General features: G+C 63.2%; 14 protein-coding genes and 1 pseudogene. 9 read left to right on the top strand and 6 right to left on the bottom strand.

Annotated features, from left to right (window positions below; translation table 11 throughout):
* The first annotated feature begins 8 nt into the window (after positions 1-8).
* From PQT43_RS12955 to PQT43_RS12930, 7 genes and pseudogenes are all read left to right on the top strand, one after another.
* On the top strand, positions 9-1325 hold the full coding sequence (locus tag PQT43_RS12955) for an HlyD family type I secretion periplasmic adaptor subunit (protein WP_372819941.1): 1317 nt from the start codon (positions 9-11) through the stop codon (positions 1323-1325).
* Between the two features lie 14 nt (positions 1326-1339).
* Positions 1340-2689, top strand: coding sequence for a TolC family outer membrane protein (locus PQT43_RS12950; RefSeq protein ID WP_442962466.1), 1350 nt, complete (start codon positions 1340-1342; stop codon positions 2687-2689).
* A gap of 30 nt (positions 2690-2719) precedes the next feature.
* On the top strand, positions 2720-4402 hold the full coding sequence (locus PQT43_RS12945; protein ID WP_272754050.1) for a polyurethane esterase: 1683 nt from the start codon (positions 2720-2722) through the stop codon (positions 4400-4402).
* A 278-nt stretch (positions 4403-4680) separates the two neighbouring features.
* Positions 4681-4761 (top strand): annotated as a pseudogene (locus PQT43_RS31410) (hypothetical protein); the annotation flags it as partial.
* A 163-nt stretch (positions 4762-4924) separates the two neighbouring features.
* A complete protein-coding gene (locus PQT43_RS12940; RefSeq protein ID WP_272754049.1) occupies positions 4925-8017 on the top strand; it encodes an autotransporter domain-containing protein in 3093 nt (1030 codons plus the stop codon).
* A 110-nt stretch (positions 8018-8127) separates the two neighbouring features.
* Entirely contained in the window at positions 8128-9981 is a 1854-nt protein-coding gene (locus PQT43_RS12935; protein ID WP_102879441.1) for a polyurethane esterase, read from the top strand.
* A gap of 169 nt (positions 9982-10150) precedes the next feature.
* Positions 10151-10531 (top strand): hypothetical protein, encoded by a 381-nt coding sequence (locus tag PQT43_RS12930; protein WP_102879440.1) that lies wholly within the window; start codon positions 10151-10153, stop codon positions 10529-10531.
* A gap of 14 nt (positions 10532-10545) precedes the next feature.
* Here the strand turns inward: PQT43_RS12930 and PQT43_RS12925 are convergent, their stop codons facing one another.
* A complete protein-coding gene (locus tag PQT43_RS12925) occupies positions 10546-10770 on the bottom strand; it encodes a YgdI/YgdR family lipoprotein (protein WP_102865128.1) in 225 nt (74 codons plus the stop codon).
* 204 nt (positions 10771-10974) lie between these two features.
* Here PQT43_RS12925 and PQT43_RS12920 point away from each other — a divergent pair, with 204 nt between their 5' ends.
* Both PQT43_RS12920 and PQT43_RS12915 read left to right on the top strand, forming a co-directional pair.
* Positions 10975-12627, top strand: a complete 1653-nt coding sequence (locus PQT43_RS12920) for a VRR-NUC domain-containing protein (RefSeq protein ID WP_267268140.1) — start codon at positions 10975-10977, stop codon at positions 12625-12627.
* Positions 12624-14918, top strand: a complete 2295-nt coding sequence (locus tag PQT43_RS12915) for an ATP-dependent DNA helicase (RefSeq protein ID WP_272754048.1) — start codon at positions 12624-12626, stop codon at positions 14916-14918. The genes PQT43_RS12920 and PQT43_RS12915 overlap by 4 nt, the downstream gene beginning before the upstream one ends.
* A gap of 53 nt (positions 14919-14971) precedes the next feature.
* On the opposite strand, the gene PQT43_RS12910 is transcribed toward PQT43_RS12915, so the two are convergent.
* The 5 genes from PQT43_RS12910 to PQT43_RS12890 all read right to left on the bottom strand — a co-directional run bounded on the left by PQT43_RS12910 (position 14972) and on the right by PQT43_RS12890 (position 23494).
* On the bottom strand, positions 14972-15385 hold the full coding sequence (locus PQT43_RS12910; protein WP_102865125.1) for a TIGR03067 domain-containing protein: 414 nt from the start codon (positions 15383-15385) through the stop codon (positions 14972-14974).
* Positions 15386-15411: 26 nt separating this feature from the next.
* Entirely contained in the window at positions 15412-16059 is a 648-nt protein-coding gene (locus PQT43_RS12905; RefSeq protein WP_102865251.1) for a response regulator, read from the bottom strand.
* Between the two features lie 74 nt (positions 16060-16133).
* Positions 16134-19373 carry a hybrid sensor histidine kinase/response regulator gene (locus PQT43_RS12900; protein WP_267268142.1) on the bottom strand — a complete coding sequence of 1080 codons (3240 nt, stop codon included), beginning with the start codon at positions 19371-19373 and terminating at the stop codon, positions 16134-16136.
* Between the two features lie 109 nt (positions 19374-19482).
* Positions 19483-20673, bottom strand: coding sequence for an EAL domain-containing response regulator (locus PQT43_RS12895; RefSeq protein WP_102879435.1), 1191 nt, complete (start codon positions 20671-20673; stop codon positions 19483-19485).
* Positions 20660-23494, bottom strand: coding sequence for an ATP-binding protein (locus tag PQT43_RS12890; protein ID WP_123391154.1), 2835 nt, complete (start codon positions 23492-23494; stop codon positions 20660-20662). The genes PQT43_RS12895 and PQT43_RS12890 overlap by 14 nt, the downstream gene beginning before the upstream one ends.
* Between the last annotated feature and the right edge of the window lie 2 nt (positions 23495-23496).

Genomic DNA, 23496 nt, shown 5'->3' with positions numbered 1-23496 from the left:
ACAGCAACATGATGATCGAAGAGGGTTATGCGCCGGAACGGGTTGAGCGTGATGCGGGCTTTTTCGCGCGCATGGGCTGGATACTGGCCCTGGTGGGGGCCGGCAGTTTTTTCATCTGGGCCGCGCTGGCACCACTGGATCAGGGGATTCCCGTGCAAGGCACGGTGGTGGTGTCCGGTAAGCGCAAAGCGGTGCAGTCCATGAGCAGCGGGGTGGTCAGCCGGATTCTGGTACGCGAAGGCCAAAGCGTGAAGCAGGGCCAGCCGTTGTTCCGCCTGGATCAGACCCAGGTGGCAGCGGACGTGCAGTCGCTGCAGGCCCAGTACCGCATGGCCATGGCCAGCCTGGCGCGCTGGCGCAGTGAGCGCGACAATCTCAAGCAGGTGGACTTCCCGCCGCAACTGAGCAACAGCGACGACCCACGCCTGGCCCTGGTGCTGGAAGGCCAGCGCCAACTGTTCAGCAGCCGCCGTGAGGCGTTCTCCCGCGAGCAGGCGGGCATCCGCGCCAATATCGAAGGCGCCACCGCGCAACTGGCGGGCATGCGCCGGGCGCGCACCGACCTGGGCAGCCAGGCCGAGTCCCTGCGCCAGCAACTGAGCAACCTGCAACCTTTGGCCGACAACGGCTACATCCCGCGCAACCGCTTGTTGGAATACCAGCGCCAGTTGTCCCAGGTGCAACAGGAGCTGGCGCAGAACACTGGTGAAAGCGGGCGCATCGAGCAGGGCATTCTCGAGTCCCGGCTCAAGCTGCAACAGCACAGCGAGGAGTACCAGAAAGAGGTCCGCAGCCAATTGGCCGAAGCCCAGCTCAAGACCCAGACCCTGGAGCAGCAACTGACCTCCGCCGGCTTCGACTTGCAGCACAGCGAAATCATTGCCACTGCCGACGGCATCGCGGTCAACCTTGGGGTACACACCGAAGGCGCCGTGGTGCGCCAGGGTGAAACCCTGCTGGAAATCGTGCCCCAGGGCACGCACCTGGAAGTGGAAGGGCGGTTGCCGGTCAACCTGGTGGACAAGGTCGGCCCCCATCTGCCGGTGGACATCCTGTTCACCGCCTTCAACCAGAGCCGCACGCCACGGGTGCCGGGGGAAGTCAGCCTGATATCCGCCGACCAGATGGTCGACGAGAAGACCGGCATGCCGTACTACGTGCTGCGCAGCAGCGTCAGCGACCAGGCCATGGAGAAGCTCAACGGCCTGGTGATCAAGCCCGGGATGCCGGCGGAGATGTTCGTGCGCACAGGCGAGCGTTCACTGCTCAATTACCTGTTCAAGCCTCTGCTCGACCGGGCCAGCTCTGCATTGACCGAAGAATAAGGATGTCGCGTCGTATGAGTAAGCTTTCCATTCTCGCCGCGGCCTTGTCCTTGCTGGTGTGCCAGGGGGCCCAGGCCATGGGGCCGTTCCAGATCTACGAACAGGCGCTGCGCAATGACCCGGTGTTCCTCGGCGCCATCAAGGAGCGCGATGCCGGCCTGGAAAACCGCGCCATCGGCCGCGCCGGTCTGCTGCCCAAGGTGGGCTACAGCTACAACAAGGGCCACAACAACTCCAAGGTCACCTACTTGGACACGGTGCGCGGCAGCGTCAGCGAAAAACGCAACTACGACAGCTACGGCTCGTCCCTGACCTTGCAGCAGCCGCTGATCGACTACGAGGCCTACGCCAACTACCGCAAGGGCGTGGCCCAGGCCCTGTTCGCCGACGAGAACTTTCGCGGCAAGAGCCAGGAGTTGCTGGTGCGGGTGCTCAGTTACTACACCAAGGCCCTGTTCGCCCAGGATCAGATCGAGATCGCCCTGGCCAAGAAGAAGGCCTTCGAGCAACAGTTCCAGCAGAACCGGCACATGTTCGAGCAGGGCGAGGGCACCCGTACCGACATCCTCGAGGCCGAGTCGCGCTACGAGCTGGCCACCGCCGAGGAGATCGAGGCCCGAGACGAACAGGACGCGGCCTTGCGTGAACTGGGGGCGCTGATTGGCGTGCCCGACCTCGACGTGCGCGACCTCGACCCCTTGCAGGAAAACTTCCAGTCCTTTGCCCTGAGCCCGGCCAATTACCACACCTGGCATGAGATGGCCCTGAGCAACAACCCGGTGCTGGCCTCCCAGCGGCAACGGGTCGAGGTGGCGCGTTATGAAGTGGAGCGCAACCGCGCCGGGCACCTGCCCAAGCTCAGCGCCTACGCCAGCGTGCGGCAGAACGAATCGGAAAGCGGCAACACCTACAACCAGCGCTACGACACCAACACCATCGGCATCGAAGTCAGCCTGCCGCTGTACGCCGGTGGCGGGGTGTCGGCCTCCACTCGCCAGGCCAGCCGCGCCATGGAGCAGGCCGAATACGAACTGGACGGCAAGACCCGCGAGACGCTGATTGAACTACGCCGGCAATTCAGTGCCTGTCTATCGGGGGTGAGCAAATTGCGCGCCTACCAGAAGGCCCTGACCTCGGCCGAGGCCCTGGTGGTGTCCACCAGGCAGAGCATTCTTGGCGGTGAGCGGGTCAACCTGGATGCGCTCAATGCCGAGCAGCAGCTCTACACCACCCGGCGTGACCTGGCCCAGGCCCGGTATGACTACCTGATGGCCTGGACCAAGTTGCATTACTACGCCGGAACCTTGCGTGAAGAAGATCTGGCCCGGGTCGATGAGGCCTTTGGTCAGCGCACCGGTCCCTGACGGGCCGCAGGATAAAAAGGAGAAACGCACATGAGCATCTTCGACTACAAAAACGCCGTGGGCGGTGCCGGCAAGGCCCAGTACAGCGAGGCCATCACCCTGGCCTTGTATGCAGGCAATCCCTCCGGCGAGGCCTTGCCGGGCACGTCCTGGCGACCCATCAGCGCCTCGCAACTGGGCTATCAGGGCAACATCAGCGCCCAGGGCACCATTTCCGGCGAACAGGCGGTGGTCAGCGACGCTCAGGTCGAGATCCTCGGCAAGTACGACGGCGCCGGGCAGTTGCTGTCCATCGGCATCAGCTTTCGCGGCACCGACAGCCTCAAGGACGGCCTCAACGACCTGCAGGCGGCCTTTGTCTCCGGCTTTGCCGACAACTACAGCCGCCTGGCCTTCGACAACCTGCTGGGCAAGGTCGCCGCCTTCGCCGCGGCCCAGGGCCTGAGCGGCAGCGATGTGCTGGTCACCGGGCACAGCCTGGGCGGGTTGGCGGTCAACAGCCTGGCGACCCTGAGCACGGAGCACTGGGGCGGCTTCTTCCAGGACGCCCACTACCTGGCCTTCGCCTCGCCGACCCAGAGCGCCAGCGACAAGGTGCTGAACATCGGTTATGAAAACGACCCGGTGTTCCGTGCCCTGGACGGCACCCACTTCAACGCATCGTCCCTGGGCACCCATGACAAGCCACAGGAGTCGGCCACCAACAATATCGTCAGCTTTACCGATCACTATTCGTCGTTGTCCGGCAAGCTGGTGCCCCAGAGCATCCTCAACCCCTGGTCCTGGTCGGCCCATAGCGCGGTCGACTACGCCGCGGGGCTCAACCGGGTGATCAATTCGGACTTCTATGACCTGACCAGTCGCGATTCGACGGTGGTGGTTTCCAACCTGTCCGAGGACAAGCGCGACCAGGTCTGGGTCAAGGACCTGAATCTCTACGCCGACCAGCACAGCGGCAGCACCTTCATCATCGGCACCCAGAGCAACGACCTGCTGCACGGCGGCAAGGGCAACGATTACCTCGATGGCGGGGCCGGTGATGACCATTTCCGCGACGACGGCGGCTACAACATCATCCATGGCGGTTCGGGTCATAACGTTTTGCAGCTGCAGCAGCCGCTGAAGAACTTCTCCATTGCCAATGACGGCGACGGCACTTTGTACGTCCGTGATGCCTACGGCGGCATCAGCATGACCCGGGATATCGGCGCCCTGGTCAGTCACGAGGCCGGGAGCTGGTGGCAACTGCTCGGCAAGGACGTCAGCTACAGCGTGACCGCCGACGGCTTGCAGAACGGCAACCAGTGGACCGCCTACAACCACTCCCTCAATGGCGATGCCTATGGCAATGCGCTGGTGGCCAGCGTCAATGGCGATTGGCTGTTCGGCCATGGCGGCGACGACCTGCTGAGCAGCGATAAGGCCAACGTGACCTTTGTCGGCGGTGCCGGCAACGACGACATGTACTCCAGCGGAGGTGGCAGCAACACGTTCCTGTTCAGCGGCAACTTCGGCCTCGACCTGATCCACGGCTACCAGAGCAGCGACAAGCTGGTGTTCATGGGCGTGCCCGGCATCGATGCCCATTACGACTACAGCCAGCACCTGTCCCAGAGCGGCAACGACACCTTGCTCAAGGTGGGCGACTACTCGGTGACCCTGGTGGGCATCGGTATGGAGGGGCTCAACGGTTCAGGCATCGTGTTCGCCTGATTCAGCCTCGGCCGGGGGAGCGCAGGATTCGCTCCCCCGGGCTTTGCGGACCTTGAACCCAGAGAGAGTCGGGGTGGCTCCCCTGAAGTCGCCGGCAACATCCTGATCCGTCCTGGATGGACGATCGAACAACAACAAAAAACGAGAAGTCATCAACATGGATGTCAGATGTCATCAGTTCAACAGGCTGGCGGGCACCCTGTGCCTGGCGTTTGCCGCAGGCCTGCCGTTGACGGCCGCCCAACGCCGTTCGGCACACCGGCCAGTGGGGCGTTCCCGCCCCCCATGCCATCGGCGCTCTGGCGCTAGCCATGGCACCTTTCCCTTATCTGAACAACCAGCAAGCCCAGCAGGTGCTGCCAAGCCCCGTGCGCCTGTGCTGCTGCCTTGGCGCGCCTGGGGTGTTGGTGAGCGACACAAGGGTGTCGGAGTCAATCTGCAATGGCGTTTCCACGACGTCATTCGAGCGGCGGGCAGGGAGCCTGCCAGGGCCATTTCGCAACACAACTAAGGAAGGTCGTAGTGAAGCAAGTCAAACGCAAGGATGGCGCTGTGCTGGGGCAGGAACGGGGATGGTTGACCCTGGCTCCGGCACTGTTGGGCTGGGTGGCGCTGCTGGGCACGGCCCAGGCGGCGCCCTATGTGGAGAACGGCCGCCGGGGCGACGCCGGCAGCTGGCGCAGCGCCGAGTTCAAGGCCGATTGGGGCCTGGGGGCGATTCATGCCGACAGTGCCTATGCCGCCGGTTACAGCGGCAAGGGCGTCAAGCTGGGGATCTTCGACCAGCCGGTGTATGCCCAGCATCCGGAGTTCGCCAGCCCGGGCAAGGTGCTGACCCTGGTCACCAGCGGCACTCGCCAGTACACCGATCCCTATATTCCGGTGCGGGCCGGCGATGCCTTCGTCTATGACGGCCGACCTTCGGTGGGCTCGGACGGCAAGCTGGGGTCCCACGGCACCCATGTCGGCGGGATCGCCGCCGGCAACCGCGACGGCGGGGCGATGCACGGGGTGGCCTTCGACGCCCAGATCATCAGCGCCGACAACGGCGATCCCGGCCCGGAGGACGGCATCATCCTCGGTAACGATGGCGCGGTGTACAAGGCCGGCTGGGACGGCCTGGTGGCCAGTGGCGCGCGGATCATCAACAACAGCTGGGGCATCGGTATTACCGAGCACTTCAGCCAGGGCGGTCGTGATCCGGCGTTCCCGCACTTCACCCTGGACGATGCCCGGGCGCAGTTCGCGCAGATCCAGCCGTTGCTGGGCAGTTTGCCGGGCGGTGCCTACGACGGGGCGATCGCCGCAGCCCGCAGCGGGGTGCTGACGATTTTTGCCGCCGGCAACGATTACAACCTGAACAACCCCGACGCTATCGCCGGGCTGGCCTACTTCGTGCCGCAGATTGCCCCCAACTGGCTGACCGTGGCGGCGTTGCAGCAGAACCCCGATACCGGCAGCGCCGATCCCTATGTCATCAGTACCTTTTCTTCCCGCTGCGGCTACACCGCGAGCTTCTGCGTATCGGCCCCCGGCACCCGGATCTACAGCTCGGTGATCGGTGGCACCAGCCTGGAGAACATGACCCTGGGCTACGCCAACAAGAACGGCACGTCCATGGCTGCGCCCCATGCGGCTGGCGCCGCGGCGGTACTGATGGAGCGTTTCCCCTACATGAGTGCGGCGCAGGTGGCCAGCGTCCTGCGCACCACGGCCACCGACCTGGGTGCCCCGGGCATCGATGCCTTGTACGGCTGGGGGATGATCGATCTGGGCAAGGGGATTCGCGGGCCCGGCATGCTGGTGACCGAAGCGGATATCCCTGAGGAGTTCCGTATCCAGGGCGGCTACGGTTCGACCCAGTTCGTCGCTGACCTGCCGGGCTATGGCGCGCTGCTGGATGCCGGCAAGCCGACCCAGCGGCGCTGCAATGACATCAGCTGCGTACTGGATATCTGGAGCAACGACATCAGTGGCCACGGCGGCCTGACCAAGCAGGGCGTCGGCACCCTGGTGCTCAGCGGCGCCAACACCTACGCCGGGCCGACCCTGGTTAATCAGGGGCGGCTGGCGGTCAACGGCTCGCTGCTGTCGGCGGTGACGGTGAACGCTGGTGGCATCCTCGGCGGCACGGGCCGCGTGGGCGCACTGACCGCCAACGCGGGCGCGATTGTGGCTCCGGGCAACTCCATCGGCACCTTGCATGTCAGCTCCGATGTGAACTTCCTCCCGGGTTCGACCTACGCGGTGGAAGTGTCCCCCAGCGGCAGCGACCGGATTGTCAGCGACGGCCAGGCCACCCTCGGCGGAGCCAGCTTGGCCCTGGAGCTGGAAAATCCGGGGTTGTCCCTCAATGCGCAACGGGTCCCGAGCCTGGTGGGGCGGCAGCTGGACATCCTGCAGGCCGCCAATGGCGTACAGGGCAGCTTCGGCCCGGTGCTGTCCAACTCGCTGTTTCTGGGGGGCAACCTCAATTACAGCGCCGGCGGTGTACAGCTGGCGGTGGCGCGCAATGCCACCTCGTTCAGCAGCATCGGCCTGAGCCCCAACCAGCGTTCGGTGGCCGATGCTGCCGAGCAACTGGGGGCGGGCAACCCGGTGTATGAAAGCCTGCTGCTGGCCGCCAGCGCGGCCAGTGCACAACAGGCCTTCGAGCAACTGTCCGGGGAAATTCATCCGGCCGTTGGCAGCCAGTTGCTCAATGACAACCGCTACCTGCGTGACGCGATGGGTGAGCGGCTACGCCAGCAGGGCGGGGACGCGGTGCCTACCGTCGAGGGCGGCGAGCAGGGGCTGTGGCTCAAGACCCTGGGCGCCTGGGGCAAGGCCGACGGCGGCCAGGATCGAGCCGGCTATACCAGCTCCATTGGCGGTCTGCTGGCCGGTGTCGACGGGCAAGTGGACCCGAGCACCCGCCTGGGCGTGTTCACCGGCTACAGCGACAGCTCGCTGAGCATGGGCGATGGCCGGCATTCTTCGGCCAGCATCGACAGCTACCACCTGGGTGCCTACGCCGGACGCGAGCTTGCGCAACTGCGCCTGAGCCTGGGCGGTTCCTACAGCTGGCACCGCATCGCCATTCGGCGCGAGCTGCAATATGACGAGGTTGCCGATCGCCAGAAGAGCAAGCGTGATGCCCGCAGCCTGCAGCTGTTCGGCGAAGCGGCGTGGCACCTGGATCTGCAGCCCATGGCCCTGGAACCCTTTGCCAGCCTGGCCTATGTGCATGTGGACAACGAGCGTTTCAAGGAACACGGCGGCGCCACGGCACTCAAGGGCGATAGCGACAATCGCGAGGCCTGGCTCTCGACCTTGGGCATGCGCGCCGGCAAGCAGTTGCAGTTGTCTTCCGGGCAGACTGTGGAACTGTCCGCTACCCTCGGCTGGCAGCACAATCTGAGCGCCACCGGCGCCGACCAGCATCTGGCGTTTGCCGACGGTGGACAAAGCTACAAGGTGCAGAGCCTGTCACTGGACCGCGATGCGGCGGTCGTCGGTGCACGGGCGGGCATTGCCCTGGGTCGACAGACCCGGGTCAATCTGGATTACAACGGGTTGCTGGGCAGCCGTGACCGGAACCATGGGGTCGGCTTGACCCTGGACTGGACTTTCTAAGACCCAGGCAACGGATGTGCAAGGTGTTGTACAGGTCCTCCAGACCCGGAAACGGGGCCTGCGAGGGCCTGAGCTTTCTCTGACAATTCCAACAATAGAGAGGCAATACCATGGGTGTGTTTGACTACAAGAACTTCACCGCAGCCGACTCCAAAGCGCTGTTTTCCGATGCGCTGGCGATCACGCTGTATTCCTATCACAACCTCGACAACGGCTTTGCCGTGGGTTACCAGCACAACGGCTTCGGCCTTGGCCTGCCGGCGACCCTGATCACCGCGCTGATCGGCAGCAGCGATTCCCAGGGCGTTATCCCCGGCATTCCCTGGAACCCGGATTCGGAGCAGGCCGCCAAGGACGCGTTGCACCAGGCCGGGTGGTCCACCCTCAGTGCCCAGCAACTGGGCTACAGCGGCAAGGTGGATGCCCGGGGCACCTTCTTCGGCGAGAAGGACGGCTACGGCACGGCCCAGGTGGAGATCCTCGGCAAGTACGATGCCCAGGGCCACCTGAGTTCCATCGGCATCGCCTTTCGCGGCACCAGCGGCCCCCGGGAATCGGTGATCGGCGACACCATCGGTGATGTCATCAGTGACCTGCTGGCCGCCCTGGGACCCAAGGACTATGCGAAGAACTACGCCGGTGAGGCCTTCGGCAAACTGTTCGCCGATGTGGCGGCTTTTGCCCAGGCCAATGGCCTGTCGGGCAAGGACATCCTGGTCAGTGGCCACAGCCTGGGCGGGCTGGGGGTCAACAGCCTGGCGGACCTGAGCAGCGAACGCTGGTCCGGGTTCTACAAGGATGCCAACTACATCGCCTATGCCTCGCCGACCCAGAGCACCAGCGACAAGGTGTTGAACATCGGTTATGAAAACGACCCGGTGTTCCGCGCCCTGGACGGTTACAACTTCAACCTGTCGTCCCTGGGTGTGCACGACGCCCAGCAGGACTCGGCCACCAACAACATCGTCAACTTCAACGACCATTACGCCTCGACCCTGTGGAACGCGCTGCCGTTCTCGATCCTCAACATCCCCACCTGGATTTCTCACTTGCCCACCGGCTACGGCGATGGCCTGACCCGGGTGCTGCAGTCGCAGTTCTATGACTTCACCAGCAAGGACTCCACCATTGTCGTGGCCAACCTGTCGGACCCGGCCCGGGGTAGCACCTGGGTCCAGGATCTGAACCGCAACGCCGATACCCACAAGGGCAGCACCTTCATCATTGGCAGCGACGGCAACGACCTGATCCAGGGCGGGGGCGGCAACGATTACCTGGAAGGCCGCGACGGCAACGACACCTTCCGCGATGACGGCGGCTACAACATCATCCTCGGCGGCAAGGGCAGCAACACCCTGGACCTGCAGCACTCGGTGAAGGACTACAGCTTCGCCAGCGACGGCGCCGGGACCCTGTACGTGCGCGACGCCAGCGGCGGGATCAGCATGACCCGCGACATCGGCGCCATTCAGAGCAAGGAGCCGGGGTTTCTCTGGGGGCTGTTCAAGGATGATGTGTTCCACCAGGTCACCGACCAGGGGTTGAAGGTGGGCAGCCAACTGACCCAGTACGCGTCTTCGGTGAAGGGCGACGGCGGCGACAACCTGCTCAAGGCCCATGCCGGCGGCGATTGGCTGTTCGGCCTGGAGGGCAACGATCACCTGATCGGCGGCAAGGGCAACGATGTCTTCGTCGGTGGCGCCGGCAATGACCTGATGGAGTCGGGAGGGGGCAACAACACCTTCCTGTTCACCGGTCATTTCGGCCAGGACCGCATCCTCGGCTACCAGAGTGGCGACAAGCTGGTGTTCATGGGGGTGAGCGGCGTGCTGCCGGACCAGGACTATCGGGCCCACGCCAGTAGCAGCGGCAATGACACCGTGCTGACCTTCGGCCATGACTCGGTGACCCTGGTGGGCGTCAGCCTCGCACACCTCAACGGCTCGGGCATCACCCTCGCCTGATGGACCCGCAGCGTGGGGCTCGCAACGGGCTCCGCGCTGACTTGGTAAGAAAATCGTGACCTGTTGGTCGATTGGCGACTCAAATACTTGTAAAACCCAAGCCTGGTCATGCGTTACCCAAGGTATTGAGCAGTAATCGATTCAAGGAAAAGGCAGGAGAGTGTTGACAGTGAGTAATAGCAAGAGGTGTGCGGGCGGACTGGTGCTGGCCCTGTGGGCGCTCATGGCATCGGCCGAAGAGCTGCCTCAGAGCTCGATTCTGAAACGTTACGGAGTGACCCCGGATCAATTGCCGGCTGGCCAGCCGGCGCCAGCCGAGAAGCAGGAGCCAGCACCCAGTCGCTTCAATCTGCAGCCGGAGCAACCCATTGCAAATTTCCGTCTGGGGGACGGCAAGGCGCCAGAAAGCACGGGCAACATCAGTATCGATAACGCCGAAGCCCGGGAGCGGCAGCGCTGCCAGCAAGTGCGTGACGAGATGTCAAAGCGCGGCAAGCCCCTGGGGATTGTCTGCGAGCCGGGGCAGGGACCCTTTCCCTGGTCGCACTGAGGTGCACGGCTGAATCATTGTTCCTGGCGAACGGTGGCCACATCGTCCGCCTTGACCCGGATGGTCTTGCCGGAAATGTCCTGGAATTCGTAGAAGCCATCAGCGGTCTTGGTCTTGGGCTGGTCCCGGGTCAGGTACTGGGTACCGTTCTGCAAGGTCACCACGGTGGGTGAGGCGCAGCCGGTCAGGGCCAGGGCGGCGACACTGGCCAGGAGCAATCCCAGGTTCTTCACATTCATATAGACCTCTTATCGGTAGGGGTATCCGTGTTGCGCCGGACACTATAAGCATGGCCCCTTGGTGTCGTGAAGACGACGAAAGTTCGCCTGGGCACTGGAAAAATCTTCTTCCCGCCATTTATCCAATAGTGTTTGCCAGACCGGGTCGTCGGCTGTTATCTGTACGCATAACCAGTACCAGTCCAGCCGTGGCGCCTTCGTTCAGTGACTTCCAATCCCCTCGAGAACCCCTTTTATTACCTGCACAACTTCCAGCAAGTCCTGAACTGGCTGGAGCTGCGCTATGCCGATGTGCTGCGCGATGAAGAGCAGCGTTTCATCACCGATTTCGCGCAGTTGCCCCAGCCATCCCAGGCCTTGCTGGTGCGCATGGTGATGCGCAAGGGGCGGCATTTTCGCCTCGGCAAGTTGCGTTACCCGGAGATCGGCGACAGCGCCCGGGCCCTGCAGCCGCTGCTGGCGTTGGGCTGGGTCGATGAGCAGGCACCCTTGGCCCTGGACGAGTTGTTCGGCCTTTTGCAAAAGTCCGAGATCCTGCAGTGCTTCAGTGACCAGGGGCTGGTGGCCAAGGCCAAGAAGAACCAGTGGCTGGAGACCCTGCAGGCGCTGTACCCGCAACCCCGGGCTTTCGGCCAATGGTGCCCGGCACTGGCGGACCGGCTGCTGAGCCTGACGGTCATGCCGTTGTGCGATCGCCTGCGCTTGATGTTCTTCGGCAATCTCTACCAGGACTGGTCGGAATTCGTGCTGGCGGACCTGGGGATCTACAGCTACGAAAAGGTCGAGATCAGTGCCGATGCCCGTGGCTTGCGCAGCCGTGACGACGTGGACGGCTTCATCTACCTGCACCAGTGTCAGGAAGCCTTCGAGGCCGGGGAGGAGGTGGACGCGGTGCTCGCGCGCATCGCGGCTTTCAGCACCGCCAACCCCTGGCTGGAGAAACGCCGCGGCAAGCTGTTGTTCCAGCTGGGGCAGCATTGCGAGCGGTTGACGGACTGGCGGCAGGCCCGGGAGATCTACCAGCAATGTGCCTACCCCGGTGCTCGCCTGCGGTTGATCCGGGTCCTGGAGCTCAGTGCCGAGTATCAGGCGGCGCTGGCGCTGGCCGAGCAGGCTGCGGCGGCGCCCCAGAGCGCCGCCGAGGCCCAGCAGCTGCTGCGGGTCATGCCCCGGCTGCGGCGCAAGCTGGGTGGCCCGCCAGCGCCTCGGACGGTCAGCCGCGAGGTGGCGCGACTGGATCTGTGCCTGCCCCGTGACGCCGATGGGCTGGCGGTGGAGCTGCATGTCCAGGCCCATCTGCAGCAGCCCCAGGCGCCGGTGCACTACGTGGAAAACAGCCTGATCAATTCGCTGTTCGGGTTGCTGTGCTGGCCGGCGATCTTCGCTCCCTTGCCGGGGGCGTTCTTCCACCCGTTCCAGCGCGGGCCGGTGGATCTGCTGAGCGAGGACTTTCATCAGCGGCGCAGCGATCTGTTCCAGGCCTGCCTGGAGGAGCTGGACGATGGTCGCTACCGGGACAGCATCCGCCAGCGGTTTGTCGACAAGTGGGGCCTGCAGTCGCCCTTCGTGTTCTGGGGGGCCTTGACCGAGGAGTTGCTGGAGCAGGCCCTCGACTGCCTGCCGGCCGAGCACCTGAAACACTGGTTTGAGCGCCTGTTGCTGGATATCAAGGCCAACCGGGCCGGTATGCCGGACCTGATCCAGTTCTGGCCCGAGGCCAGGACCTACCGGATGATCGAGGTCAAGGGTCCGGGCGACCGCCTGCAGGACAACCAGCTGCGCTGGCTGGACTTCTGCCAGGAGCACCGGATGCCGGTGGCGGTGTGCTATGTGCAATGGCAGGACCTGTCGACGTGAGTTACCGCATTGCGGTGCGCGCCTTGTGCGAGTTCAGCGCCAAGAGCGGCGACCTGGATCTGCGTTTCACCCCATCGCCTACCGCCCTGGAGGGAGTAGTCGGGCACCGCACCGTGGCCTCCCGGCGCAATCCCGGCTACCAGAGCGAAGTGGCCCTGGAGGGTCAATACGGCGAGTTGCTGGTCAAGGGCCGGGCGGACGGTTATGACCCGGCGCAGAACCTCCTGGAGGAGATCAAGACCTATCGGGGCGACCTGGCGCGCATGCCCGACAACCACCGGCAACTGCACTGGGCCCAGGCCAAGGTCTATGGCTGGCTGTTGTGCCAGAGCCTGCAACTGCCGAGTATCCGGGTCTCGCTGGTGTATTACGACATCCTCAGCGAGCAGGAAACCGCCCTGGTGGAGGAGCACAGTGCCGAGGCATTGCAGGCGTTCTTCAATCGGCAGTGCGCGGTGTTCCTGGAGTGGGCGCAGCAGGAAATGCGCCACCGCGAGGCCCGTGACCAGGCCACTGGGGCCCTGGTTTTTCCCCATGGCGAGTTCCGCCCTGGCCAGCGGCACCTGGCGGAATCGGTGTACAAGGCGGTCAGCACTGGCCGTTGCCTGCTGGCCCAGGCGCCCACCGGTATCGGCAAGACCCTGGGCACGATCTTTCCCATGCTCAAGGCCATGGCCCCGCAGCAACTGGACAAGCTGCTGTTTCTCACCGCCAAGACCCCGGGGCGGCAGTTGGCGCTGGATGCGGCCCGGGTGCTGTTCGCCAGCCAGTCCCAACTGCCGTTGCGGGTCCTGGAACTGGTGGCCCGGGACAAGGCCTGCGAACACCTGGACAAGGCTTGCCACGGCGAGTCCTGCCCGCTGGCCAAGGGGTTCTACCAGCGCCTGCCCGCGGCGCGTCAGGCGGCCAGCCAGGTGCCGATGCTGGATCGCCAGGCGCTGCGCGAGGTGGCCCTGGCGCATCAGGTCTGTCCTTACTACCTGAGTCAGGAGATGGCCCGCTGGAGCGATCTGGTGGTGGCCGACTACAACTATTATTTCGATTTCAGCGCCTTGCTGTTCAGCCTGGCCCAGGCCAATCAATGGCAAGTGGCGGTGCTGGTGGACGAGGCCCATAACCTGGTGGAGCGCGGACGTGGCATGTACAGCGCCAGCCTGGATCAACAAACGCTGGCCAGCGTGCGCAGCACTGCGCCCCAGGCGCTGAAAAGTTCGTTGCAACGGCTCAACCGCGAATGGAACGCCTTGCACAAGGAACAGCTCGCGCCATACCAGGCCTATGACCAACTCCCGACGGCCTTGCTCAGGGCGCTGGCCTTGTGTGTCGCGGCCCTGGGGGACTACTTCAACGAGCAGCCTCAGGGCCTGGACGTTGGTTTGCAGGGGCTGTATTTCGAACTGCTGCAATTTGCCCGGGTGGCGGAGCTGTTCGATGAACAGCAGTTCATCTTCGATATCAGCAAGCGCTCCCTGAGTGCCAGGCGCAGCCTGTCGCGGCTGAGCCTGCGCAACGTGGTGCCGGCGCCGCTGCTCGGGCCGCGACTGACGGCGGCCCGCAGTACGGTGCTGTTTTCCGCCACCCTCAACCCGCAGCATTACTACCGCGACCTGCTGGGATTGCCCCAGACCACGGTGTGGCTGGACGTGGAGTCGCCGTTTGCCGCCGCGCAGCTGGACGTGCATATCGTCAGCCGCATCTCCACCCGCTATGTGCATCGACAGGCGTCCCTGGCGCCCATCGTCGAGCTGTTGGCCCAGCAGTTCGCTGCGCGGCCGGGCAACTACCTGGCGTTCTTCAGCAGCTTTGATTACCTGCAGCAAGTGGCCGAGCTGTTGGCTCGCGAGCACCCGCAGATTCCCCTGTGGTTGCAGTCCAGGGGCATGGATGAAGCGTCGCGCCTGGGCTTTCTCCAGCAGTTTCGCGCAGAGGGGCAGGGCATCGGGTTCGCCGTGCTCGGCGGGGCTTTCGGCGAGGGCATCGACTTGCCGGGCTCAAAACTCATTGGCGCCTTTGTCGCCACCCTCGGGCTGCCTCAGCTCAACCCGTTGAACGAGCAGATGAAACAACGCATGGCCAGGCTGTTCGGCTCCGGGTACGACTACACCTACCTCTATCCCGGACTGCAGAAAGTGGTGCAGGCGGCAGGGCGGGTGATTCGCAGCCAGGCCGATCGGGGCGTGTTGATGTTGATCGACGATCGCTTTGCCGAGCCCAGGGTGCGGCAGTTGTTGCCAAGCTGGTGGGCCGTGGACGCCCAAGACCCGGCGTTGGCTGGTGAGATTTCGAGGTGATAGCGCGGAGCTGAAGCCGCTTGCCCCCGGCGTTTGTGCGCCGGGGGCGAGGGTCACTGGCCCTGGCGGACCCGGACGAAGCGCCGCAGGGTCTGGCCTGGCCCGGTGCTGAAGCGGGTTGGCCGGGGTTGGCCTTCATCGGCGGCGATGAACACGAAGTCGTCCTCAGTCAGCTCATAGCTGGCGGGCAAGGGCTTGCCCGCATCGGCGCCGATGGAGTCGATCCAGGTGATCGACTTGGGGGTGGTGCTGCTGTCGAGGGTGAAGCTTCCGGCCAGCAGCACGTCTCCCGCCACCGTCAGCACGCGAAACTGATCACCTTCGATCAGGGTCAGGGCGCCGGGCGCACTGTGTTCGTCCGGCGGATTCAGCACGCCGCTGTCCTCCATTGAGATTTGCTCCCAGGCTCCCTGCAGGCGCTGAAGTTCCAGCGAGTCGTTGCTCCTGGCTGATGATGCAGTATCCATTGTCGATCAATTCCTTGTGGGGGCGTTCAGTTGAAGATATTGCGGCCTATGCAGTAGGTCAGCAGGTCCTGGTCGCTCTGTACCTCCAGCTTGCGCATGGCGGAGATCTTCTGGGCACTGATGGTCTTGGAGCTGCGGTTCTGGCTGCGGGCGATGTCGCTGACGCTTTTGCCGGACACGAACAGGCGGAGGATTTCGAACTCCTTGGGCGACAGGGTGGAGATGCGCTCATCGATCGCCACATTGGATTCCATCACCGAGTTGGAAGCCGGCTCCAGACTGCGGTAGACGCCTTTTTGCGCGATGGCCTTGAGGGCGGTCTGGATCTCTTCGTGCAGCTGGCTTTTCTGGATGACCCCAACCACGCCCAACTCGTGCAGGCGGGTGAGGATCAGTTGGTTGGAAATCATGGTGAGGATCAGGATCTGCAGGTGCGGAAAGTTACGCTTGAGGTATTCCACCAGCTTCAGGCCATCACCGTAGGGTGAGTCTCCAGGCATGTTGTAGTCGGTGATCACGATGTCCACCTGTTTGGCTTCCAATTGCTGGATCAGGCCTTTGGAACACACCGCTTCACCGACGATTTCGAAACGTTCGTCGCGCTCCATCAACTCGCGTACGCCCAGCAAGACAATAGGGTGATCGTCAGCAATGACTACTTTCAGTTTTTCCATGGCAAACACACCCGTGTAATACGCAAATGAGTAAAGAAACATGAGACTGACGGTACATTAAACCCTGCCACCCATTATTCAAGGGGCAACAGGAGTTCCGACAAGTGCTGCATCAGTTGCCTGACTTGAGCTACCAGTGTCGGGCTCAGGGTGTTTTCCAGTAATTGGCACTCCAGTTCGGCGCAGGCCCTGGCCAGCGCCCCGGCCTGCACCGCCCCCATGGCCCCGGCAATACTGTGCAGACGCTCGGCCGCCGCCTTGCCGGAGCCGGCTTCCAGGGCTTTGGCCAGCCGTTGCAGGTCATCGTGCATGGTGCTGAGAAACAGCGGTCGCATCCGCTCCGAGACCTGAATACGGTCTCTGACGGGGTGGGGTGACACGGGCCGGTTTTCGCTTCGCAACCCAGGTCTGGCGGCGAGCGGGGCGCTTTTGCCGGGCACCTGGCAGAGTTTCGACAATTGCCCCCGCAGGGTCTGCAGGCTCATGGGCTTGACGATCCAGCTGTTCATTCCGGTAGCCAGGCAACGGCGGCCTTCCTCGCGCAAGGCATTGGCAGTGACGCCGATGATCGGCAGTTCCGGCTCCCTCAGACGCAACTCTCTGGCCAGGTCGTAGCCGTTCATGACCGGCATGTTGACGTCGGTCAAGGCGATGTCGAACCGTTGCGGCAGCCACTGTTCCAGGGCTTGCTCACCATTGGCCGCCAGGGTTACCTGGCAACCCAGGGCCTCCAGCTGCTCCTTGATGATGGCCTGGTTGATGGGGTTGTCTTCCGCCACCAGGATGTTCAGGTTCAGGCATTGCAAGGTGTCGGGTTCGCGCTGTGCCAGATGCAGCGGCTGTCCCTGGCGGGCCAGCGCTGCGGCCTGGGCGATGGCACGGATGTCGTGGGCGTCGACCTCCCAGTGCGCCGGCTGCAAGCTGCTGCTGTGCCAACGACCGCTGGAACTGGCACTGACGCAGGGGCCGGGCCAGGTGGGCTGGGCGTCCCGGGGCAGCATGTCGATCAGGACGCTGCTCTGGGGGTTGTCATCCCAGCTGGTGGGCAGCGGATAGGCCTGGACCCCAAGGCGGTTGAGCCAGTCGCACGTGCTTTTCATCAGTTCCGGCACCGGTGCGCGGACATACACAGGCGGCCCTTCGGGCAGTGGCTCGGCTCGCGACAAGGTCCCCGGCAGGCGCTGCAGGGTCAGGCGCAGGGAAAAGCTGCTGCCCAGTCCTGGCTCGCTGATGACCTGCATCTGCCCACCCATCATGTCGCTCAGGCGCTGGCAGATCGTCAGACCCAGCCCGGCCCCGGCTTCGCTGGAAGCGTCGCGGACCTGATAGAAGGGGTCGAACAACTGGGGTTGCTGCAAGGGCGAGATGCCAATCCCGGTATCGGTGACTTGCCATTCGATGCTGGCCTGGCGCGCGTCCTGCTCCAGTACCCGGACGCGTAGTACCACCCGGCCGCAATCGGTGAACTTGATCGCATTGCTCAGCAGGTTGCTAAGAATCTGCTGGATACGGTTGGCGTCCCCCAGCATCAGGTCCGGCAGGCTCGGGTCGATGCAGGCGTAGAACAGCAGCCCGCGGCGTTCGGCAAAGGCGGCGTAGGCGTGCAAGGCATCTTCCACCAAGTCCAGGGGGCAGAACGCCTCCGGGTCGATGCTCATCTGCCCGGATTCGATCTTGGAGACGTCGAGAACGTCGCTGATCAGTTGGAACAAGGTGCTGGAGGAGCGCTGGATGGTTTGCAGGTAATCGCTCTGGCGCGGATCCAGTTGGGTCAGGCCCAGCAGTTCAAGGGTGCCGAGCATGCCATAGAGCGGGGTACGGATCTCGTGGCTCATGGTGGCGAGGAACAGGGTCTTGGCTTCGTTGGCCGCGTCCGCCGAACGCCTGGCCTGTTCCAGTACCTGGGCGTCCTCGACATGCTGGGTGACGTCGTTGAAGGTGCAGAGCAGCACCTCCTGGCCCTGGTAGCGGGTCGAGACCAGGCCAACCTGCAAATGGCGTCCGTCGACATCGAGACTGGTCTCGTCGTTGTCCATCAAGCGCTGGTCCTGCTGCAGCAGGGCCAGCAGTTTTGTCGTGCCTTGCCATTGTTCGGCCTGACGATTTTCCAGCAGCACTTTGAAGTCTTCCCGACGCACCACACACAGGCCCGTGGGCGCGGTGTCGAGTACCACCCGGCTGAAGGCTTCACTCTCGGCAATGCTCTGGTGCGCCAGTTGCGCCGGCGTCACTACCTTGTTGCGATACCAGCGACTGGCGGCCCAGCCGCTGAAGAACGCGCCCAGGGCCAGGGTCAGCAGGCCTGCCAGGGTCCACAGGGCGTAGCCGAAGTAGCTCTTGTAGCTGATGCTGTAGATCCCGGTCCAGAGCGCCGGGGTGTGGCTCGTCACCTTGAAGACCATCCCTTGCCAGCCGAAGTTGAGGCCCTCGTGCAGGGCGTCGGCACGGACGTGGGAGCCGGTGAGGATGCTGCCGGAAGGTTCGATCAGGGTGAAGTCGTCATAGATCGACCAGTTCATGAGGCGCTCGATGTTATTGACATCGTCCAGGTTCAGCAGCGAGGCGACCACCATCGACTCGTGCGTGCCCTGGGTGCGCAACTGTTGCGGCCCTGCATGCAGGCTGATGTAGGCCAGCAGCTTGGGTGAAACCTGCGCCGAGGCCGGCACATTGTATGTTTCCCAGTAGACCTGATTGTTCGGAAGGTCGTTGTTCTTCACTGCCAGGTGCCGCAGGACCCTATCCACCACGCTGCTGTAGGGCATGTCGCTGTTCCAGGGAGTGCCGCGGGTGTGCCGCGCCGCGGGAACGCTGATGTCGAAGTTGCCGAAGGTGTTGAAGAGGAAGGTGCGTGGTGCTTGATAGTGCGAGGTGGACCAGAAGGCACCGTAGAACGTCGACAGGTGCATGCCCAGGGCGAACACCTTGGGCAGCTCGCTGGCGGCCAGTTGCTGGTGATTGAAGTTCAGGCTGAAAGGCGTCGAATAGGGCGCTTGTTGCCCTTCGTAAGCGGTTTCTCCCTCGCTGGGCAGGGGCTGCTGCAGATACTGCGCAGTGGGTTCGTCGGCCAGCAATGCCTGTATGGACGGGTGGCTGGCCAGGCGCCGGAGGAACAGCTCTTGTTCCTGGATGTTTTCCATCAGTCCGGTGAAATGCAGCTTTACCGTGCTGTCCTGTTCATTGATCAGGCGTTGGGCGGCCCAGTAGAGAAGGGTGAACAGCAGCAGCGTCAGGCCCGCGAGAATCAACAGACCCTTGTTCAACCGGATCGAGCTTCGACTGAGACTCTCCAGGAAGGTGTCGCGGTATTTCATCACTGAATTCCCAAATGCATATAAGGGCCTCGACTCCGAGATTCCTCTCTCTGAAGCAAGGCCGTCAGCGATGAGTGAAGGTTGCGTGGGTGAGCAAAGGGCTCATCGGCTAGTACAGGGTCGCTGGTCCGTCTTGGGCCAGTAGTTGTTGAAACTGTTGCGAGGACACCGCGTGGGAAATCAGGAAGCCCTGCACCTGGGTGCAGTCGATTTTGCGCAGCAGGGCCAGTTCCTGTGCGCTCTCCACGCCCTCGGCGACCACTGTCAGGCCCAGTTGGCGGCCCAGCGCAATGATGCTGGTCAGGGCCTGGGCGATTTCCTCGTTGTTGTGGCAGCCCTGGACCAGGGCCCGATCGATCTTCAGCTCGGTAAAGGGCGTCGACACCAGATTCATGTAGGAGCTGTAGCCCTTGCCGAAATCGTCCTGGGACAGGCCGAAACCCTTGATGCGCAGGCGGCAGGCACCGGCGTAGAAGTTGCTGATGTGTTCCGGAGTGGAGCACTCCATCAGCTCGAAGCAGATCTTGCCGGGTATGCCCTGGCGCTGGATCACGAAGTCATGCAGTCGATCGGCCAGGTCGGCGCTGTTGAGCAGGTGGGTTGGCAGATTGATCGACACCGGAATGTCATAGCCGTCTTCCCGCCAGCGCACCTGAGCTTCCAGAGCCTGTTCGAGGATCAGCCACAACAGCTCCTCTTCGAGTCCCGCCTCGGTGAGTTCCGGTAGAAAGTCGCAGGGCAACAGCATGCCGTGTTGCGGGTGCATCCAGCGCACCAGCGCCTCGGCGGCGACGATGCGGCCGTTGTTCAGGGCTTTCTTGGGCTGGAACCAGGCTTGAATCTGCGAATTGCGCAGGGCGTGTTGCAGGGTCTCAGTGCTGCACTCGACCCAGATCGCTGGCGGCGGCTCGCTGCTGATCAGCTCCGGTAGCTGCGCGGTGAGGCTGCGCAGTGCCGCCAGGCTCACGGGTTTGGAAATCAAGCCTATGACCCGCAGGCCCAGGTTTCGAGCCACCAGGCTGGCGCCCATCAACATGCGCCGGGAAGAGGCACTCATGATTGCCAGGGCCGGGCGTACGCGGTGCTTGGCCAGGCCCTGGATGAACTGCACACCGTCCATGCCAGGCATCAGCAGATCTGTCAGTACCAGATCGAAATGCCGTTGCTTGAGACGCTCGAGAGCCTCGGAACCGTTGCTCGCGACCTCCAGCTGGTAAGGCCCCAGCTCGTTGAACAAGTGTTGCAGGTACATGTACTGAAACGGCTGATCTTCGACGATCAAAATGCTACAGGACTTCATGAGGGGCTCTTTCATAGGGCGCCAGATAGTTGAACAACGCTCTTAGTGCAAAGGGCTTGACCAGGCAGTGGTTCATCCCGGCTGCAAGACAGAGCTCTTCTTCTCCGCGCATTGCATTGGCCGTCGCCCCGATGATCGGGATCGAACAGCCTTGACGTCGAAGCTCCTTGGCCAGTTCATAGCCGTTGAGCTTCGGCATGTTCACATCAGTCAACACCACGTCGAAGTGCCCGTTTCTCCAGATGGACAAGGCATCTTCTCCGTTCGAGGCCAGTTCCACGCTGCAGCCCAGCTCCTCCAACTGGTCCTTGAGGATCAACTGGTTGATCACGTTGTCTTCGGCCACCAGCACATGCAGGCTGAGTTTTTTCAGTTCGCGGCTGTCGGTATGTTCCTCGCTCTGGGCCACCCAGACGCCCTGTGCCTGGCTCACCGCCTGGTGGATCGCCCGCAGGTTGTTGGTGTTCACCTGCCAGCTGCCGCCACGGATCCGCGGTTCGTTGTGGCCGTCACCACTGGCGAGCACCAGAGGGCCCTGCCAATCGGGCTCCAGGCGATGCTCGACGATCCCCGGGTGCAGCTCGATCAGCACGTTGCCGCGGCTGCGATCCGACTGCGTGGGCAGGCTGAACTGGGCCCGGGCGCCCCAGCGCCGTAACCACCCGGCTACGGATTCCGCCAGTTCGCGGACCGGGGACACCACATAGATCATCTCCGGCAAAAGCGGGCTGATCAGCGGGGTGTGGGACACCATGGGGCAGGCTTCCAGGGGCAGGGTGAGGGTAAAGCTGCTGCCCAGCCCGAGTTCGCTGACCATGCGGATGTTGCCGTTCATCAACTGCGTCAGGCGCTGGCAGATCGGCAGGCCCAGGCCCGTGCCGGCGATGACATTGGTGTTGCCTTCGGTCTGGTAGAAGGGCTCGAAGATCAGCGCCTGGTCGTCCTGGGCGATGCCGCGGCCAGTGTCAGATACCTGCCAGAGGATGTTGCTGCGTTCGCCGTCACGACTGTCCACCCGGACTCGCAGGACGATACGTCCTGAGTCGGTGAACTTGACCGCGTTGTTCAGCAGGTTGCTGAGGATCTGGCGGATCCGTGTGACATCACCAAGAAGAATTTCCGGCAACTGCGGGTCCACGCAAGCATAGAACTGCAGTCCCTTGGCGTGGGCGGCAGCGGCATAGCCCTGGATGATCTCGTGCACCAGATCCAGGGAGGAGAATTCACTGAGTTCCAGGGCCAACTGCCCGGCCTCGATCTTGGACACATCCAGCACGTCGCAAATCAGTTGCAGCAGAGTGCCGGAGGAGCCTTCGATGGCCCGCAGGTAATCCTTTTGCTGGTTGTCCAGGTGGGTTCGGGAGAGCAGTTCAAGGGTGCCGAGCACGCCGTACAGCGGTGTGCGGATTTCGTGGCTCATGGTGGCCAGGAACAGCGTCTTGGCTTCGTTGGCGGTATCGGCCAGGCGTTTGGCTTCTTCCAGGGCCGCTTCGATCTGCTTGCGTGCGCTGATATCGCTGAAGGCACAGAACAGCACGTCCTCGCCGTTGTAGCGGGTCGGTGCCGAGCTGAGATAGAGATGGCGGCCATCGGCGGTTTCAAAGTAATCCGAACTATTGGGGCGGTTGGGATCGAAGGCCTGTTCGATCCAGCCGGCACAGAGTTGATCGCGCTCGGTGCCATTGCCCAGCCATTGCTGAGACAGGGTGTTCTCCAGCACCACCCGGCCATCGCTGCGACGCAGCACGCACAGGGCTACCGGAGCGATCTGGATCACGTCGCGACTGAAAGCTTCGCTTTCGATCAAGGCTTGGATCCGGTCCAGCGCTGGAGCGATCAGGCGCACCTCGACCCAGTGGGTCAAGAAACCGATCAGTGCCATGCCGAACAGGCTGATGAGCAAGGCTACAAACAATTGCGGCCAAAGACTCTTGAGCAGATTGTGCAAGTCGAAGGAGTACACCAGTTGCCAGTCCGATGACCCCAGTTGCTTGCGGATCACCAGATGGTCGGGCCACCAGCGGCCGCCGAGAAAGCCGAAGAAGCTGCCGCCCTTGACCTGCTGCACGTCCTCGCTCAGTTGTGCGCTGGGGGTGCTGCTGAAAATCAGCCCGCCGTGGGAATTGAACATCATGAAATCCCCGGCGCTCTGGTCACTGAGGGCCGCGGAGACACTCTTGCCGTCCATCTCCAGGCCCAGCCAGCCAGAGTTGGCGTAGCGCTCGTCAAGGCGGGTGAAAATGTACAACTGGGCAGTGCCCGAGGAGTGATCCATCAGCCACAACTCTTCACCCGGCGGGACTTCGGAGAACTTCAGCGTGGCCAATTTGGCCAGCAGCGGTCCGGGCAGATACGCCGATTCAGGCTGGGTACTGAACAGCCGTTGCACTTGGGATTGTTCGCCGCCGGGGACATACAGCAGGTTCAACTGTTTGCTTTTGAGATAGTCGCGCATGCGTTTGGTAAGCCAGATCCCCCATTGGTTTCCCTCCGGCCCACCCAGATGCAAGTGGATTTCCTCCGCCGGGTCGGCACTGGGCTCGTAGGCCTCGTTCTGCCGGGATTTGTGTACGGCGGACAGGCTCAGGCTTTCCAGCAGGGCTTCACGGCTGGTGAAGAAAGTCTGGGCTTCGGCAATGGCGCTGCTCATGTAGCTGCGCCGTTGTGACAACTCGTTGCTGATACTTGAACGCAAGAAGTTGTAAACGGCACCCAGCAGGCCGATCAAAAAAATCAGCGCCACGACACGAAGCAGCCGACGGGCTGCTTCAGGACTGGAAAAAAGGGGATTGATCTGATGCAGGTAGCTTTTTAATCTCATCC

The organism is Pseudomonas sp. BLCC-B112 (genome assembly GCF_028550695.1).
In the GTDB taxonomy this organism is placed as follows: domain Bacteria; phylum Pseudomonadota; class Gammaproteobacteria; order Pseudomonadales; family Pseudomonadaceae; genus Aquipseudomonas; species Aquipseudomonas danubii.
The sequence above is the reverse complement of the archived record's forward strand: the minus strand, read 5'-3'. Positions and strand labels throughout refer to the sequence as shown.

Excerpts from the sequence above, each read along its gene's own strand:
- PQT43_RS12890 (WP_123391154.1), bottom strand. The coding sequence starts at position 23,494 with ATGAGATTAAAAAGCTACCTGCATCAGATCAATCCCCTTTTTTCCAGT.
- PQT43_RS12895 (WP_102879435.1), bottom strand. The coding sequence starts at position 20,673 with ATGAAGTCCTGTAGCATTTTGATCGTCGAAGATCAGCCGTTTCAGTAC.
- PQT43_RS12925 (WP_102865128.1), bottom strand. The coding sequence starts at position 10,770 with ATGAATGTGAAGAACCTGGGATTGCTCCTGGCCAGTGTCGCCGCCCTG.
- PQT43_RS12935 (WP_102879441.1), top strand. The coding sequence starts at position 8,128 with ATGGGTGTGTTTGACTACAAGAACTTCACCGCAGCCGACTCCAAAGCG.
- PQT43_RS12905 (WP_102865251.1), bottom strand. The coding sequence starts at position 16,059 with ATGGAAAAACTGAAAGTAGTCATTGCTGACGATCACCCTATTGTCTTG.
- PQT43_RS12900 (WP_267268142.1), bottom strand. The coding sequence starts at position 19,373 with ATGAAATACCGCGACACCTTCCTGGAGAGTCTCAGTCGAAGCTCGATC.
- PQT43_RS12910 (WP_102865125.1), bottom strand. The coding sequence starts at position 15,385 with ATGGATACTGCATCATCAGCCAGGAGCAACGACTCGCTGGAACTTCAG.
- PQT43_RS12955 (WP_372819941.1), top strand. The coding sequence starts at position 9 with ATGATGATCGAAGAGGGTTATGCGCCGGAACGGGTTGAGCGTGATGCG.
- PQT43_RS12950 (WP_442962466.1), top strand. The coding sequence starts at position 1,340 with ATGAGTAAGCTTTCCATTCTCGCCGCGGCCTTGTCCTTGCTGGTGTGC.
- PQT43_RS12945 (WP_272754050.1), top strand. The coding sequence starts at position 2,720 with ATGAGCATCTTCGACTACAAAAACGCCGTGGGCGGTGCCGGCAAGGCC.